The organism is Mesorhizobium sp. M1403 (genome assembly GCF_040317695.1).
Classification (GTDB): Bacteria; Pseudomonadota; Alphaproteobacteria; order Rhizobiales; family Rhizobiaceae; genus Mesorhizobium.
The window spans coordinates 109,593-124,871 of sequence record NZ_JAMYKY010000002.1 but is presented as its reverse complement, the minus strand read 5'-3'; the positions used below and the strand labels follow the sequence as shown (position 1 = coordinate 124,871).

At 63.1% G+C, this 15,279-nt stretch carries 14 protein-coding genes; 1 reads left to right on the top strand and 13 read right to left on the bottom strand.

Features of this window, described 5'->3' with window-relative positions:
• Positions 1 to 6: 6 nt before the first annotated feature.
• Positions 7 to 1,080 carry a Gfo/Idh/MocA family protein gene (locus NKH01_RS05215; protein ID WP_502912606.1) on the top strand — a complete coding sequence of 358 codons (1,074 nt, stop codon included), beginning with the start codon at positions 7 to 9 and terminating at the stop codon, positions 1,078 to 1,080.
• A 30-nt stretch (positions 1,081 to 1,110) separates the two neighbouring features.
• Here the strand turns inward: NKH01_RS05215 and NKH01_RS05210 are convergent, their stop codons facing one another.
• The 13 genes from NKH01_RS05210 to NKH01_RS05150 form a co-directional block, all read right to left on the bottom strand.
• Entirely contained in the window at positions 1,111 to 2,169 is a 1,059-nt protein-coding gene (locus NKH01_RS05210; RefSeq protein ID WP_352483687.1) for an ABC transporter ATP-binding protein, read from the bottom strand.
• A 39-nt stretch (positions 2,170 to 2,208) separates the two neighbouring features.
• The gene (locus NKH01_RS05205) at positions 2,209 to 3,030 is read right to left on the bottom strand and encodes a carbohydrate ABC transporter permease (RefSeq protein WP_352483688.1); all 822 of its coding nucleotides are present in this window, start codon (positions 3,028 to 3,030) and stop codon (positions 2,209 to 2,211) included.
• Positions 3,031 to 3,933, bottom strand: a complete 903-nt coding sequence (locus NKH01_RS05200) for a carbohydrate ABC transporter permease (RefSeq protein ID WP_245274609.1) — start codon at positions 3,931 to 3,933, stop codon at positions 3,031 to 3,033.
• A gap of 35 nt (positions 3,934 to 3,968) precedes the next feature.
• Complete coding sequence (locus NKH01_RS05195; RefSeq protein WP_023716964.1) at positions 3,969 to 5,306, bottom strand: extracellular solute-binding protein; 1,338 nt, start codon at positions 5,304 to 5,306, stop codon at positions 3,969 to 3,971.
• 61 nt (positions 5,307 to 5,367) lie between these two features.
• A complete protein-coding gene (locus NKH01_RS05190; RefSeq protein WP_023716963.1) occupies positions 5,368 to 6,027 on the bottom strand; it encodes a GntR family transcriptional regulator in 660 nt (219 codons plus the stop codon).
• Positions 6,028 to 6,066: 39 nt separating this feature from the next.
• The gene (locus tag NKH01_RS05185; RefSeq protein WP_353019291.1) at positions 6,067 to 6,951 is read right to left on the bottom strand and encodes a dihydrodipicolinate synthase family protein; all 885 of its coding nucleotides are present in this window, start codon (positions 6,949 to 6,951) and stop codon (positions 6,067 to 6,069) included.
• Positions 6,952 to 7,153: 202 nt separating this feature from the next.
• A complete protein-coding gene (locus NKH01_RS05180; RefSeq protein ID WP_353019289.1) occupies positions 7,154 to 8,950 on the bottom strand; it encodes an ABC transporter ATP-binding protein in 1,797 nt (598 codons plus the stop codon).
• Positions 8,947 to 9,891, bottom strand: coding sequence for an acetamidase/formamidase family protein (locus NKH01_RS05175; RefSeq protein WP_353019287.1), 945 nt, complete (start codon positions 9,889 to 9,891; stop codon positions 8,947 to 8,949). Before NKH01_RS05175 ends, NKH01_RS05180 begins: the two co-directional genes overlap by 4 nt.
• The gene (locus NKH01_RS05170) at positions 9,881 to 11,524 is read right to left on the bottom strand and encodes an ABC transporter substrate-binding protein (protein WP_353019284.1); all 1,644 of its coding nucleotides are present in this window, start codon (positions 11,522 to 11,524) and stop codon (positions 9,881 to 9,883) included. Before NKH01_RS05170 ends, NKH01_RS05175 begins: the two co-directional genes overlap by 11 nt.
• 32 nt (positions 11,525 to 11,556) lie before the next feature.
• Positions 11,557 to 12,477 (bottom strand): ABC transporter permease, encoded by a 921-nt coding sequence (locus tag NKH01_RS05165; RefSeq protein ID WP_352547582.1) that lies wholly within the window; start codon positions 12,475 to 12,477, stop codon positions 11,557 to 11,559.
• Positions 12,474 to 13,340, bottom strand: a complete 867-nt coding sequence (locus NKH01_RS05160) for an ABC transporter permease (RefSeq protein WP_353019814.1) — start codon at positions 13,338 to 13,340, stop codon at positions 12,474 to 12,476. Before NKH01_RS05160 ends, NKH01_RS05165 begins: the two co-directional genes overlap by 4 nt.
• A gap of 19 nt (positions 13,341 to 13,359) precedes the next feature.
• On the bottom strand, positions 13,360 to 13,962 hold the full coding sequence (locus NKH01_RS05155; RefSeq protein WP_352963977.1) for an ANTAR domain-containing response regulator: 603 nt from the start codon (positions 13,960 to 13,962) through the stop codon (positions 13,360 to 13,362).
• On the bottom strand, positions 13,959 to 15,086 hold the full coding sequence (locus NKH01_RS05150) for a transporter substrate-binding protein (protein WP_353019282.1): 1,128 nt from the start codon (positions 15,084 to 15,086) through the stop codon (positions 13,959 to 13,961). The genes NKH01_RS05155 and NKH01_RS05150 overlap by 4 nt, the downstream gene beginning before the upstream one ends.
• Positions 15,087 to 15,279 lie beyond the last annotated feature (193 nt).

Below are 15,279 nucleotides of genomic sequence, written 5' to 3'. Positions count from 1 at the left end.
TGCGGCATGATGGGCCGCGAGCACATCCGCAACATCGCTCTGTTGCCCGACGCGCATGTGGCCGCGATCTTCGAGCCGGACCCCGGCATGTTGGCGGCGTCGCTGGCGACGACGTCGGGCGCGCGATCGGCGGCATCGATCGCCGAACTGCTGGCCATGGACGAGGTAGACTGCGTCTTGATTGCCAGCCCCAACCACCAGCACCTCGGTCAGATGGAGCAGATCGCCGCACTTCGACCACTGCCGGTGCTGGTGGAAAAGCCGCTCTTCACCGACGCCGGTGGCGAGGGGCGGATCGCGGCGCTGAAAGCTCGGCTTCCGCTCGTCTGGGTGGCCATGGAATACCGCTATATGCCGCCCGTCGCCGCATTCGTCGAGCAGGCCCGCCACGCCACCGGCGGCATCCGCATGCTGACGGTCCGCGAGCACCGCTTCCCGTTTCTGGCCAAGGTCGGCGACTGGAACCGCTTCAACCGCAACACCGGCGGCACATTCGTCGAGAAGTGCTGCCACTTCTTCGACCTGATGCGGCTGATCCTCGGATCCGACCCCGTCCGCGTGATGGCGAGCGCTGGACAGGCCGTAAACCATCTCGACGAACGCTACGGCGGTGAGAGGCCGGATATCCTTGACCATGGCTATGTGCTGGTTGATTTCGCGAGCGGTGCGCGCGCCATGCTGGAACTCTGCATGTTCGCCGAGGGCAGCCGCTACCAGGAGGAACTCTGCGCTGTCGGCGGCGACGGAAAGATCGAATGTCTGGTGCCGGGTCCCGGTCGCTTCTGGCCGACCCACCTTGGCCCTGCGCCAGTGCCCCAGTTGATCGTCAGCCCGCGCAATCCGCCTGGACCACGCCTGCTGGAGATTCCCGTCGACCCCCGGCTGCTCGAGGCAGGCGACCATAACGGTTCGACCTATTTCGAGCATGTCCGCTTCACCGCTGCGGTGCGCGGACAAGGCAAAGTGGAAGTGACCTTGCAAGACGGCTGGTGGGCCGTCGTCATGGGTCTCGCCGCCCAGAGATCGGCCCGCGAAGGCCGCGCCATCGAACTTGCCGTTGAATTCGCGTTGCCGACCTGAGGCCGACCACGCATTCACCAGACCATAGGGTCAGATGCGCCGACCGGTTGCTGCGTCGAACAGATGCGCACATGCGCGGTCGATCTCGATCCGCACCCCTTCGCCTTGCTTGAGCGCAAGCCGCTCTCGGAAGAGGCAGGAGATTTCTTCACCGGAGCAGTCGACCCTGGCGAAGATTTCGGAGCCAGTCGCCTCGAGAAGAGTGACCGTGCCCGGCATGCCCTGCCCGGTTGCCCGGATATGTTCCGGGCGAATGCCGTAGACGAGTTCACGTCCTGCGGCATCCGCCGGCTGGGTGCCTTCCGGCAACGGCAGGATCAACCCGCCGGCGCTGCGGAACACGCCCTCCTCGATGCGGCCGGCGATGAAGTTCATCGCGGGCGAGCCGATGAAACCGGCAACGAAGAGATTGGCGGGATGGTCGTAGAGGTCAAGCGGCGCGCCGATCTGCTCGACCAGGCCGTCATGCAGCACGACGATCTTGTCGGCCATGGTCATGGCCTCGATCTGGTCGTGCGTGACATAGATCGTCGTGGTACCCAGCCGCTGGTGCAGGGCCTTGATCTCGCCGCGCATCTGGACGCGCAACTTGGCGTCGAGGTTGGAGAGCGGCTCGTCGAACAGAAAAACCTGCGGGTCGCGTACGATCGCGCGGCCCATGGCGACGCGCTGGCGTTGGCCGCCGGAAAGCTGGCGCGGATAGCGGTCAAGCAGCTTTTCCAGGCCAAGAATGCCGGCTGCCTTCCGGACCCGGCCAGCGGTGTCGGCCGGGTCGGCTTTCTTGATCTTCAGGGCAAAGCCCATATTGTCGGCCACAGTCATATGCGGATAGAGCGCATAATTCTGGAACACCATGGCGATGTTCCGGTCCCGTGCCCGCAGATTGTTGACCATACGCTCGCCGATGGCGATCTTCCCGCCGGAGATCGTTTCAAGGCCTGCAATCATACGCAGCAGCGTCGATTTTCCGCATCCCGACGGGCCGACCAGGATGACGAATTCGCCATCGGCGATATCGACGCTGACGTCGTGAATGATCTTGGTAGCCCCGAAGGCCTTCTGCACGTTGTTGATCGTTACCGATGCCATTGGATCTTTCCCAGAAAAGAGTGATGTCAGGGCGCGCCCTCAGCCGCCCTTGACGGCGCCGGCGGTCAGCCCCGCGACGATCTGCCTTTGCGCGAACATGGTCAGGATCAGCACCGGCAACGTCACCACCAGCGCCGCCGCGGCGAGCGGCCCCCAGCTGACCTGTTCGTAGGACAGCATGTTGTAGACGGCGACCGGCAGGGTGCGCGTCTCACGGCTGGCGAGCACCACGCCGAAGACGAAATTGTTCCATGAGAAGATGACGGATAGGATGAAGGCGACGACGATGCCCGGCTTGGCGATGGGCAGGGCAACCAGCCGGAAAACCTGCCAGGAGTTGGCGCCGTCGATGTTGGCCGCCTCTTCCAGTTCCATCGGCGTGGTCTCGAAATAGCCGATCATCACCCAGACCACGATCGGCACCGTCACCACCAGATGGATGATGATCTGCGGCCAGAGCGTGCCGAGGATCCCGATCCATTGGAACAGCAGAAACAGCGGGATGAGATAGGATAGCCCAGGCGTCATGCGGGCGATCATGATGACGACCGCCGACCGTTCAGCCTTGAGCCGTGCGATGCCATAGCCGGCCGGTACGCCGATCAGCAGCGCCAGCAAGGTCGCCGTGCCGGTCACCAGAACCGAGTTCCAGAGATAGAGCAGGAAATTGTTCTCCTCGAACACCTTTACATAGTTCGACCAGGCGAAACGTTCGGGGATCAGGATCGGCGGATAGGCACCGTTGTCGATTTCGAACTTCAGCGACAGCGAGATCATCCAGAGGAAGAACAGGATCGCCGGCGAGACGAAAACCAGGGCAGCGAAAAACAGACCGATCTGGTTGAGCAGCCGCGAACTCATCTATTTGCCCTCCGTATCGATCCACTGCGAGCGTTGACGCAGCATTAGGAGGACAAAAGACAGGGCCACGATGACAATGAAGAACACCACGGCCATGGCCGAGCCGTAGCCGATATCGTAGTAGGAGAAGGCGGTGTTGTAGAGATAGATGTTGATGGTTTCCGAGGCCGTGCCCGGCCCGCCCTGGGTCATCGCGTAGATGATGTCGAAGCTCTTCAGCGCATCGATGGTGCGGATGATGACCGCGATCATCAGGAACGGTGCGATCATCGGCAAAGTGAGATAGCGGAATTGCTGCCAGGCATTGGCGCCGTCGATCTCGGCGCTTTCGAAGGGCTCGCGCGGCACCGAAGCCAGCCCACCCAGCACAATCAGCATGACCAGCGGCGTCCACTGCCAGGTCTCGACCGCAACCAGCGACGGGATGACCGTGTTGGCATTGAATATCCATTCCTGAGCCGGGATGCCGACCAGCGACAGCAAGTAGTTGAGTACGCCGAGCTGAGGATGGAACATCATGGTCCAAACCAGTGCCACAGCAACGGGCGTCGCCATCATCGGCATGACGAAGACGCCGCGCAGCAGACCGCGCAGCGGAAACCTGGCGTCGAAGATCAGGGCGGCCAGGGTGCCCAGGAGCATCGGCGCTGCAACCGAGAGGAAGGTGTAGGTCAACGTATGAACAAGGGATTCCCAGAAACGTGGGTCGCTTGCCAGGCGGAGGTAGTTTTCCATCCCGGCAAAGCTCCGCGACTGGCCGAGCGTCCAGCGGTTGACGCTCATCCACAGCGTGAAAGCCCAAGGAAAAACGATGACGGCGCCAACGACGACGAGTGCGGGGACAACGAAAGGCCAGTAGTTGGGAGCCAGCCGGATCGTCTGGCTCCCGTCGATAACCGGCATCGTCACCCCGGTCTGTTCTGGGGTGGTGGCCGACATCAGCCCTGCTCGCTCCTGTCGAGAACCGGCTGGAACTGCTCGGTGGCCTTCTTCAGCTCGGCGGCGGGATCGGCGCCGGCAATCATGTTGGTCAGCGCCACGCCATAGATGTCGCGGAATTCGGTGACGGGAATGATGACCGGCAGTGCCAGCCGGCTGATATTGCCCGAGCCGATCACGGCATCAAGCCAGCTTGCCGGCATGGTGACGCCTTCGCGCACCTTGGGATCCTCCAGCACGGATTTGCGGAACGGAACGCCGGCGCCGGCCTGCAATAGCCGCGCGCCCATGGCTGGCGATACCGCCCACTGGCAGAACAGATAGGCGGCCTCCTTCTTCTCGCTGGCGGCGGTAACGCCAATCCCGTCGCCAAAGGTGCCCGAGGCATGCGCCTTGGGACCCTTGGGCATGACGCCGTAGCCGACCTTCCCGACCACCCTCGATTTTTCCGGGTTTTCCATCGGCGGGGCAAAACCCACGCCGTCGAGCCACATGCCGATCTTGCCTTGCAGGAAGGCAGACTGTGCTTCGGCCCAATTGAACCCGGTGACGCCCGGAGGGGCGGACTTGGTCATCAATCTTTGATAGAGCGCGGCAGCCTCGATCGCCTCGGGAGCCTCGGTGCGCAGCTTGCCCTTGTCGTCGAGCGGCGTCATGTCGTAGCCGAGCATCAGCGATGTCCACACCGGCGTATTTGCGTTCTTGAGCCCGCGGGCGACGAAGCCGTATGTATTGGTCGACGGGTCGGTCAGCGCTTCGGCGGCGGCCACCAGTTGCTCGAAGGTCTCGGGGTATTTGAGGCCCTTGGCCTCGAACAGCTCCTTGTTCCAATAGAGGATCCAGTAGTCCACCGAGAAGGGTAGCGAGCGCAGCACGCCCTGGCCGTCCTTGGCAAACAGCATGCCGGCCTCGGCGAAGTCGCTTTCGACCAACCCCGGGTCGGTGAGCGACGGGTCGGCGAGGTAGCCGGCGATGTCAGCCAGCCAGCCACCTTTCTCGAACTGGCGCTTTTGCACGTGGTAGCTCAGATGCACGACGTCGAAGCTGGGCTTGCCCGAGCTCAATTCGATCACCGTCTTCTGGCGCTGCTGCTGCTCGGGCGTGGCCTCGGCATTGACCTTGATGCCGGTCAGTTCCTCAAACTCGGCGAGATATTTCAGGATGGTGTCGCTGCGCGGGCTTTTCACCAGATTGACGTCAAGCGTCGTCCCGGCAAAGCGTTTCCAGTCGACGCCTGCGGCAAAGCTGGGGCGGAGCCCCACAAGGCCGGCGGCGGTGAGCGCCGCGGTTCCGGCAAGGAGTTGCCTCCTGGTTGGGTTGAACAGATTGGACGACATTTCTTCCTCCCGGTTGCTGTCGTTGTGGATGCGCCGCGAACCGCGGCGCGGCTATATTTCCTCAGATCTGGAGCGCCAGCCGGCGCGCATTGTCGATATGCAGACTGATCGCTTCAACCGCCTTTTGCGAATTGCGGCTCTCCATGGCTTCGATGACCGCCAAATGTTCGCGCATCACCGGCACCACGCGACCGTCGATGCGGAAACGCTCCTGGTGGATCAGCCGGATTTTCACCGAGTTGACCAGATAGGCCTTGGCGATGATCTCGTTGCCCAGCGCATTGATAAAGGTATCGTGCATGGCCCAGTCGATGGTCTGGGCCTTGGCTTCCATTTCCGGCGTCGGCGCCTGCCCCAGAGCTTGAGCCAGCATCTCCTCGTGTTCGCGCCGCATGCGGGCAAGTTCGGCATCTGAAGCGCTGGCCGTGAATAGCGCCACCGCCTCGCGTTCCATGAATAGCCGAAACTGAAATGCCTCGCGGATCAGATTGATGTCGATGTGCGCGATTTGCATGCCGCGCTGCGGGATGGTGGTCAGCAATCCCTCGGCCTCGAGACGCGGGACGATCTCGCGAATAGCGCCCAGCGGCAGCCCGGTGAAAGCGACCAGTTCGCGCTGTGACACGAACTGCCCCGGCCGCAGATCACGGGCCAGCAAATGCCGCGTGAAGCTGGCATAGGCTTTCTCCCGGAGAGTGATCGGTTCGCTGCCGTCTTCCACTTCAGCTCGCTTCCTTGTCGGCCAGCCCGGCCTTGTCGGTCAGGCCGCCTCTGTCGCAAACAGCCTGTCGTAGGCCGCGGCAAGCTGCCGCCGTCCTTGTGGGCCGATCGCCTCCAGGGGCGGGCGGACCGCCAGCCAGCGCTCGTCGCCGGTCGTGCGCGCGACCATGACCTTCACCGCCGGTGTGACCGGGTATTTGAGCAATTCGAGCACGAAGTCCTCGACGCGTGGGTTGTCGCGGCCGTCTTCGACCATTGCGAGGATTTCGCCGGTAACAAAATTAGCCATGCCGGAAATCGCACCCTGTCCGCCGCGGCGCACGCTTCTCGCCAGATGCCGTTCGTCGCCGATCAGGATCACCAGATCGCCATGCGCTTCAAGCAGCGCCTCACTGTAGCTCCAGTCCCCGCCGGAATCCTTCACCCCGGCCACCACGGCGGGAAAGGCGGCGCGCAACCGGCCGATCAGCCCAAGCGGGAGCGGCACCATGGTGACAGAGGGGATGTTATAGAGGAGCACATCACGCGCCAGCGGGCCGAGTGCGGCGAAGACGGCGGAAAACCATCCGAACAGCCCGTTCTCGCCGACATTCTTGAAGTAGCTCGGCGGAGCGAGCAGAATGTTGCGAACGCCGCGCTGCAAAGCGTGCCGAGCCTGATCGGCGGCATCTTCGGTTGCATTGACCAGCACGCCGGCGACGAGCTGATGTGCCGGTATACCGGCCGCCAACATGGCTTCGGTGACGATCCGCCGCTCGTCGGTGCCCACCGAGGCTCCTTCCCCGGTGGTGCCGAACAGCGTCGCGCTGCTGCAGCCGGCGCCAAGGCAGGCTCGGGCGTGCGCGATCATCGGCGCGAGCGCTATCTGCCCCGACGGGTCGAAGGGTGTGGTTAGGGCAACCGAAAGACCAAAGCGGGAAGCCAATGCGATCTCCGTTGAAATCAATGTGCACGTAGCGTTAGCACGCTAACATGTCAGATGTAAACTGGCGATCTTGCCAACTCGGCATCGCCGAATGGCGCTGCCGCGGCAGCGCCATCGCCGATCACATCCTGCCGCCCGAGCATCACATATGCTGCTGTCCCCGAGCGTCTGCGGATTGGCTGGACGAGGCGGCCTAAGCTGATCAAGTGGCGACGAGGTGGCCGTCGCCAACATCTTCAAGCTTGAGTTTCCGGGGCTCGTCACCGATGCGCCGCACAGCGCTTGGAATTTCGCTGTCCAAACGGGCGAACCGGGCGCGGCGCCGGCCTGGATCGGGAACCGGAACGGCTTCGATCAGCCGCTTTGTGTAAGGATGGCGCGGGTTGGAGAAGATCTGGTCGCGGGTGCCCATCTCGACGATCTGCCCCAGATACATTACCGCCACGCGATCGGAGATGTTCTCTACCACCGCCATGTCGTGCGAGATGAAGAGATATGCGACGCCGAATTCGCGCTGCAGTTCCTTCAGCAATCTTAACACGCGCGCCTGCACCGACACATCGAGAGCAGAGACGCTCTCGTCGGCAATGATCAGCTTTGGTCGCAGCGCCAGCGCCCGTGCAACGCAGATTCGCTGGCGCTGCCCGCCGGAGAATTCGTGGGGATAGCGCTCCATCTGGTCAGCGGAGAGGCCGACGCGTTCGAACAGTGCGGCGATCTGGGCGTGCCGTTGCTCTTTGTCGCCGAGGCCGTGGATCAGCAGAGGCTCGGCGACGAGATCGCCTACTCGCATGCGCGGGTCGAGGGACGCGAAGGGATCCTGAAAGATCATCTGCACATTGCGGCGTACAGCCTTGCGCTCCTTGCGGCTGAGCGCCGACAAGTCGTGGCTGCCGATTGAAATGCTGCCGGTGTAGGGCACCAGCCCGGCGATCGCCTTGGCCGTCGTCGACTTGCCGCAGCCCGATTCGCCGACCAGCGACAGCGTTTCGTGCGGCGCGATCGAGAAACTGACGCCCTCGACCGCGTGCACCCTGCGGTCAACGCGACCGAAGAAGCCGCCGCGCAGGTCGAAGCGGACGTGAAGATCGCTGACGGATACAAGCTCGGCCGGCATGTGGGCGGCGTCTTGTCGGTCTTCGGCCGGCCGTCCACCGCCGATGCGTGGCACGGCGGCCAGAAGCTCGCGCGTATAATCTGCCTGCGGGCGGGTGAAGATGTCGGTCGCGCTGCCCTGCTCGACCATCCGGCCATCGCGCATGATGATAACGCGGTCCGCCATCTCGGCGACGACACCCATGTCGTGCGTGATCAGGATAACGCTGGTGCCGTGCTCGCGCTGCAGATCACGCAGCAACTCCAGCACCTCGCCCTGAACGGTGACGTCGAGGGCGGTCGTCGGTTCATCGGCGATCAGCACATCCGGGTTCAGGGCCAGAGCCATGGCAATCATCACACGCTGGCGCATGCCGCCTGAGAGTTCGTGCGGATAGTGCTCGAGCCGCCGTTCGGCATCCGGAATTCGGACTGCCTTCAGCGCCTCGAGCGCCCTCAGCCGCGAGTTGGAGCGCGACAGCGAGGTGTGTGCCTCGATCGCCTCCGTGAGCTGCCGGCCGATGGAAAGAACCGGATTGAGCGATGTCATCGGTTCCTGAAAGATCATGGCAATGCGGTCGCCGCGGATGCGGCGCATACCACTCTCGCTAAGAGCCGCGAGATCCTGATCGCCGAGCCGGATGGAGCCTGATCTGATGCGTGCCGCCGGCTGCGGCAGCAAGCCCATGATGGCCAGTGCCGTCATCGACTTGCCGGAACCGGACTCGCCGGCGATGCAAAGCGTTTCGCCGCGCATCAGGTCGAATGTCAGGTCGGAAACGACGTCGCGGTCGCCCTCTTCGCCGCGCACGGCGACGCTCAGACCTGAGACGCTGAGTACCGGCCTGACAGAGCCACTCTCCGCGGCGGCCTGCCCGGATCGTTTGATGTCCTCCACCTTCATTCAAAGACGCAGCGCGGGAAGTAGAAAGAAACCACCCAGTTGGGCATGTCGACGATCTCGCTGATGCGCAGGTCGCCGCAAACCGACACAAGCATATAGGCGTCTACCGGATCCATACCGTAGCGGCCGGAGAGCAGGTCTATCATCTGCGAGACGGCGCTCCTGGCGCCGTCCATCAGATCCGGCCCGATACCGGTTGTCACCTCATAGCCCTTGGCGTCGAGATGTCGCGACACCGGACCGGGCGTCGTGAAACGCGGCGTCCGCAGCCGGGCATCCTTGACCAGATCGAGCGTCAGCACGGCGTTCATGGGGCTCTCGATGGCCGTGCCGCAGACCTCGCCGTCGCCTTGCGCGGCGTGCGTGTCACCGACCGAGAACAACGCTCCCGCGACCTCTACGGGCAGGTAGAGCACCGTGCCGGCAGCGAGATCACGGATGTCCATATTGCCGCCCACCCGCCGCGGCGGGACCACCGAATGCAGACCCGGCTCAGCCGGGGCATTGCCGATGGTGCCGGCGAAGGGCTTGAGCGGCACCCGGCCGCTCTTGCCGAACAGCGCCGGTTCGAGCGAGGCGGCGTCGTACTTCCAGATATTCAGTGCCGGTTGAGTGAAGTCATCCGCCAACAGACCGAATCCCGGGATATTCGCTGTCCAACCGAAGCCGGACGGCTTGAACGCCTCGATGGTGATTTTCAGGGCATCGCCCGGCTCTGCCCCGTCGACATAGATTGGCCCAGTGACCGGGTTCACCTTGGCAAAATCGAGCAAAGCAACGTCGTCAACGGTGCTCTCCATCGTCAGCTGCCCGCCGGACGAGTCCAGGCACTGGAACTCGATCGTCGACCCTGGCGCCACCCGTTCGGCCGGGACAAAGGAATTGTCCCAGCCGAAATGATGGTGGCGCCCGTGGATGGTGTAGTCGCAGTTATTGCACATCGGTCACATACACATTGTCGTAGTTGATCGGGATGTGGACCGGGTCGACATAGAGGTTGTCCGCGCCACCCATGCGGGTTGATTTCATGGTGAAACGCTGCTCGTTGAACACCGGTGCCCAGGGCGCGTCTTCCATGATCTTGCCGTAGATCTCGCTCCACATCTTGGCGCGTTCGCCAGCCTTGGCCGGGTCGACGATGGAGTCGGCTTCGGCCGCCTTGGCGTCGAGCTCCTTGTTGCAATACCACGACCAGTTCCAGCCGCCCGGGACGGCACCAGCGCAGCCGAGGATCGGGCCGTAGAAGTTCGACGGATCGGGGAAGTCGGCGATCCAGGCCATGCCGCCGGACCAGATCATCGGCGCGCCGGCCTTGTCGCCGCCGGCGGCGATGACGTTGGCCTGCGCGAGCGACTGGATGCTGGCCTTAATGCCGATCGCCGCCAGATCCTGCTGGATGGCCTGCGCGATACGCGGGTTGGGATCGGTATTCATTGCAAACAGCTGCGTGTCAAAACCACCGGGATGCCCCGCCTCGGCAAGCAAGGCCTTGGCCTTGGCTACGTCATAGGGATAGCCCTTGAATTCTTTGTCGTAGCCAGGCATCGACGGCGGCAATGGCTGATTGGCCGGCACCGCACGGTTGTTGATCAGCTGGACGATGCGGTCCTTGTTGATCGCCATGTTGACCGCCTGCCGCACCTTCACATCGTCGAACGGCGCCATGGTGATATTCATGGTGATATAGCCGGTGTGCAACTGGCCGCCCTCGACGACACGGGCCTTCTGCTCGGGATCGGCCATCACCTCCTGGAATTTCGCCGGCGGAATGCCGTCGCCGGGAACGTCGATCTCGCCTTTCTGGAGCCGCAGCAGCGCCACGATCGGCTCCTGGCCGATCTCAAAGGTGATCTTGTCGAGATGCGGCAGGCCCTTGTGCCAGTAGTCCGGGTTGCGCTCGAAGACCACGCGCTGGCCGAGCGTCCATTCGGCGAGCTTGAAGGCGCCGGTTCCGACCGGGTGCTTGCCGAAGTCCGCGCCGTATTTTTCGACCTCTTCCTTCGGCACGACGTGCGAGAAGTTGATCGCCATGACATGCAGGAAGGTGGCGTCGGGCCGGGTCAGCTCGAACTTGATCGTGTAGGGATCGACGACGGTTATGCCGGCCAGGCTTTCCGCCTTGCCGGCAGCGACATCGTCATAGCCTTTGATCGACCCGAAGAAGCCGGCACCAGGGCTCTGTGTCTTTGGATTGGTGACCCGGTCGAGAGAATATTTCACGTCGTCGGCGGTCATCTCGCGGCCATTGTGGAACTTCACTCCTTGGCGCAGCTTGAAGGTGAAGGTCTTGCCGTCGGGCGCAATCTCGTAGCTCTCGGCAAGGTCGGGCCGCAGGTTGGTGGTGCCCGGCTCGTAGTCCATCAGCCCGTCGAACAGGCTCTTGATCATCGACCAGTTCTGCCAGTCATAGCCGATGGCCGGATCGAGCGTAGCGACGTCGTCCTTGTAGGTGATGGTGATCGCGCCGCCCTGCTTGGCATTCGGATCGACGGCGTCTTCGGCGCGTACGCTCGTCATGCCAAGCACCAGCGCAAGCGCCGATGCCGCCACGGTCGATATCAGATATTTTCTCATGTCATGTTCCCTTTCTCTGGTGTTCTTGGTTTTCATCTGAGCTTGATGCGTGGATCGATGAACGGTGCGACAGTGTCGGCCAGGAGATTGCCGAGCACGATGGCAAAGGCCGAAACCAGGGTGACCCCCATGATGATCGGAATGTCGATGCGCTGAATGGCCTGCCAGGCTAGCTGGCCGATGCCTGGCCAGCCGAACACGCTTTCGACAACCACGATGCCGCCCATGAAGATGCCGATGTCGATGCCGATCATGGCAATGACCGGCAGGATGGCGTTGGGCAGCGCGTGCCGGAAGATAATGGCGCTGCGTGCAAGACCCTTGGCACGCGCGGTACGCACGTAATCCTGGCGCAGCACGTCGATCATCGACGAGCGCATCATGCGGGCGTACCAGCCGGCGCCGAGAATTCCCATGGTCAGCGATGGCAGCACCAGATGGCGCCAGGTGCCGTAACCGCCGATCGGGAACCAGCCGAGCCGCACCGCGAATACATAAAGCAGCAGCAGGCCGACGACGAATTGCGGCGCCGAAACACCGACGAAGGAGGCGACCATCAGCGACTGGTCGGTGGCGGTGCCACGCTTGACGGCGGCGATGAGGCCCATCGTAAGCCCGATCACGACTTCGCAAGTAATGGCGCCGACCATCAGCAGCAGGCTTGCCGGCAGCCGCGAGACGATCAGCTCCGTGACCTCCGAGCGCTGAATGTAGGAGCGCCCTAGATCGCCGCTGAGCAGGCTGATCAGATAGTGCCAATACTGGACGACAAAGGGCTGGTCGAGGCCGAGCTGCCGGCGGATGTTCTCGACCGTCTCGGGCGTGGCGCTGCGGCCGGCGATCTGGCGGACGGGATCGGCGGGCAGCAGATAGAGCAGCGCAAAGGTGATCAGAGAGACGCCGAGCAAGATGAGCACGGACTGGACAACGCGGCGGCCGAGATAGGCGATCATCTTCGCCCCCTTTGCGTCGGATCGAGAATGTCGCGCAACGCATCGCCGACTAGGTTAAAGGCTAGCGCTAGCGCCAGGATCGCCGCACCCGGAAAGAAAACCAGCCAGGGCGCTGCCTGAAAATAGGTTTGGTTTTCGAAGATGATGTTGCCCCAGGAAGCAGTCGGCGGTTGCACGCCGATGCCGAGATAGCTGAGCGTCGCTTCCAGAAGCACCGTGGTCGAGATGCCGAGCGTGCCCCAGACGATGATCGTCGGCAAAAGGTGCGGCAGGATATGACGAAACAGGATGCGTGGAGCGCTTGCGCCGATGGTGCGCTCGGCATCGATGAACTCGCGCTCGGAGAGCGAACTTGTCTCGGTGTAGATGACGCGGGCGGTCTGCACCCAGTTCACCAATGCGATCACCATAGCGACGATCCACAGGCTCGGCTGGAGCACCGCCGCCATGCAGATGGCGAGCAGCAGCGCCGGGAAAGCCATCATCAAATCGGTGAAGCGCATAAGCGCGCTGCCGATCCAGCCGCGGAAATAGCCGGCCGTGATGCCGACCAGCGTGCCGATCAGAAGCGCCACGCCGTTGGCGACGATGCCGATGATCAGCGACGTGCGCGCGCCGAAGAGAAGACGGGTCAGCAGGTCGCGGCCAAGCAGGTCGGTGCCTAGCCAGAATTGGGCTCCCGGCGGCAGTGGCGCGCCTTCAAGCGTGAGCCCGTCAAACATCTGCTCGTTCGGATCGTAGCCTGTCAGCCACGGTGCAAGAATGGCGCCGGCCAAGACAAGGGCAATAATCCCGAGGCCGAGCAATGCGAGAGGCCGTTTTAGCAGACGTCGCCAGACGCCGGCGCGAGGCTTGGCTGGCATACGCCCGGCGGCTGAAAGCTCAGGCGCGATCGGATTGGTCATCGTCGCCTTCTTCTTGTGTCATCGCCACGATCCTGCGCGCGGCGTCCTCGACGCTGATTTGCCAGCTCATCGCCAGCGAGCGGAGCTGCGCATAGGCACGGCCGTCCTCGGCGCCCTTCGACAAGACCTCCACCGCGCGTACGATGGTCTGGCGCTCCGCGACCCGCTGACCAAGCGAGGCGATCTCGCTGGCCAGAAGCTTGCGCGCCTCGAAACTCTGCCTTGCGATCAAAAGCGCGCTATAGACGCCGGCGTTGCCGACCGGTTTCAGCAATTGGGCATCGGCCTTGTGCGACAGTGCCCATTCGACACGCCCCGGCGCCTCGGAGCCGATCAGCGCTATCAGCGGCATCGGTGCCTCGCCCGGCTTCCACGGAAATTGCTCGTCAAAGCCGAGGTCTACGTCGAAGAAAACGAAGTCCGCCGCCAAGGCTTCGGCCGGCAGTTCCGGCCAGAAGCCAATCGCCTCAAGGCCGATGGCCGACAATTGCCTTGTGATCGCCTGCACGGTCGGATGTGGACGATGCAGGACAAAAGCCCTGGCGCCTCCAAGGTTCGGGATACGCGCCATCTTGCTCACGACACCACCCGCAGGCGTGGCCGCCCGAACGTCTCCGTCCGGTCATAGCGGGAAAGGTAGGGATCGGGTGCCACGCCCGTCGTCAGCGTGACCGTTTTGAACGATGTCCCATCGATACGTCCGATCTGCACCGGCAAGGTAGCGTGCTGGGTTTGCGGATCGATGGCGATGTCGCCCAGCGGTGTTCGAAATGATGTTCCGGCAAAGACCTTGGGCAGGTCCGTCCATTGTGCACCGGGGTTGCGGGTGAGGATTCCGGCGAGCGTGCGCACCGAGGCATAAGCCGCCGCCTCGAAGGATGAGGCAGGCATGACGGAAGACACTGAAGCCGCTCCGCGATCCGCCCCCGAGGTGTCGTGAAAATAGGGCCCAACGGAAAGATGACCATCCCCTGCCCCGTTGAGCGCCGGCAATTCGCATTCCGTGAGATTGCAGGACAGGATCGGGCAACGCTCCGGCCTGAAATGCGGGTCGCGCCGGCCAAGCTCGGCATAGGCGGCGATAAACGCATAGGAAGAAGGGCCGATGAGATTGTTCAGAATGAAATCAGGTCTCGTCGCCTGTACCTCCGCGATCAGCCTCGCAACATCGACCTCGCCAAGCGGCAGATAGCGTTCGCCCAGCACCTTGCCGCCGGCGTCCGCAATCAGGTCGCGCGCCACACGGTTGGTCTCCCAACCCCAGATGTAGTTGGAACCGAGCAGGAAGCCGTCGGCGCCGAAACGAGGCACGACATAGGCAAGTAGCGGTACGAGATGCTGATTGGGGCAGGCGTGGGTGTAGACGACATGCTCATTGGCTTCGAAGCCCTCGTACGGGCAGGCATACCACAGCGTGCCGCCTGCCCTTTCCAGGATTGGAATGACCTCCTTGCGGCTCCACGAGGTGACGCAGCCAATGATGTGACGCGCGCCGCTGTTGGCGAGAATGTCCGCGCAGCCGCTTGCATACCGATCGATGTTGCCCTGCGGGTCGCGCTCGACCGGGATGAATTCGAAGGGGACAACGGGATCGGCGTTGACGTCGGCGATGGCGTTCATCGCGCCCGCACGGCAGGATTCGGACACCAGCCGGTAGTTGCCGGACCGCGAATAGAGAATGCCGATCTCGATATGCCGTTTCAAGCAAAGCCTCAAAATGACAATGCCCCGCAGCCACCGCCGCAAGGCGAGGCATACGAGGCATTCTTGCCGCCCGGCGGCCAGAGCCGGTATTTGTCTCACCGTATTACGCCCGCGCCCCCAGTCAAGAGCCGCCACACGAAACTTTGGCCAGCCGAAACGGTTCGACGCAGAGCACGCAACTCATGCCGCTGGT

What these genes read in the sequence shown, in the direction of transcription:
- NKH01_RS05215 (WP_502912606.1), top strand. Translation starts at nt 7, where the DNA reads ATGATGGGCCGCGAGCACATCCGCAACATCGCTCTGTTGCCCGACGCG.
- NKH01_RS05210 (WP_352483687.1), bottom strand. Translation starts at nt 2,169, where the DNA reads ATGGCATCGGTAACGATCAACAACGTGCAGAAGGCCTTCGGGGCTACC.
- NKH01_RS05205 (WP_352483688.1), bottom strand. Translation starts at nt 3,030, where the DNA reads ATGAGTTCGCGGCTGCTCAACCAGATCGGTCTGTTTTTCGCTGCCCTG.
- NKH01_RS05200 (WP_245274609.1), bottom strand. Translation starts at nt 3,933, where the DNA reads ATGCCGGTTATCGACGGGAGCCAGACGATCCGGCTGGCTCCCAACTAC.
- NKH01_RS05195 (WP_023716964.1), bottom strand. Translation starts at nt 5,306, where the DNA reads ATGTCGTCCAATCTGTTCAACCCAACCAGGAGGCAACTCCTTGCCGGA.
- NKH01_RS05180 (WP_353019289.1), bottom strand. Translation starts at nt 8,950, where the DNA reads ATGAAGGTGGAGGACATCAAACGATCCGGGCAGGCCGCCGCGGAGAGT.
- NKH01_RS05175 (WP_353019287.1), bottom strand. Translation starts at nt 9,891, where the DNA reads ATGTGCAATAACTGCGACTACACCATCCACGGGCGCCACCATCATTTC.
- NKH01_RS05170 (WP_353019284.1), bottom strand. Translation starts at nt 11,524, where the DNA reads ATGAGAAAATATCTGATATCGACCGTGGCGGCATCGGCGCTTGCGCTG.
- NKH01_RS05165 (WP_352547582.1), bottom strand. Translation starts at nt 12,477, where the DNA reads ATGATCGCCTATCTCGGCCGCCGCGTTGTCCAGTCCGTGCTCATCTTG.
- NKH01_RS05160 (WP_353019814.1), bottom strand. Translation starts at nt 13,340, where the DNA reads ATGCCAGCCAAGCCTCGCGCCGGCGTCTGGCGACGTCTGCTAAAACGG.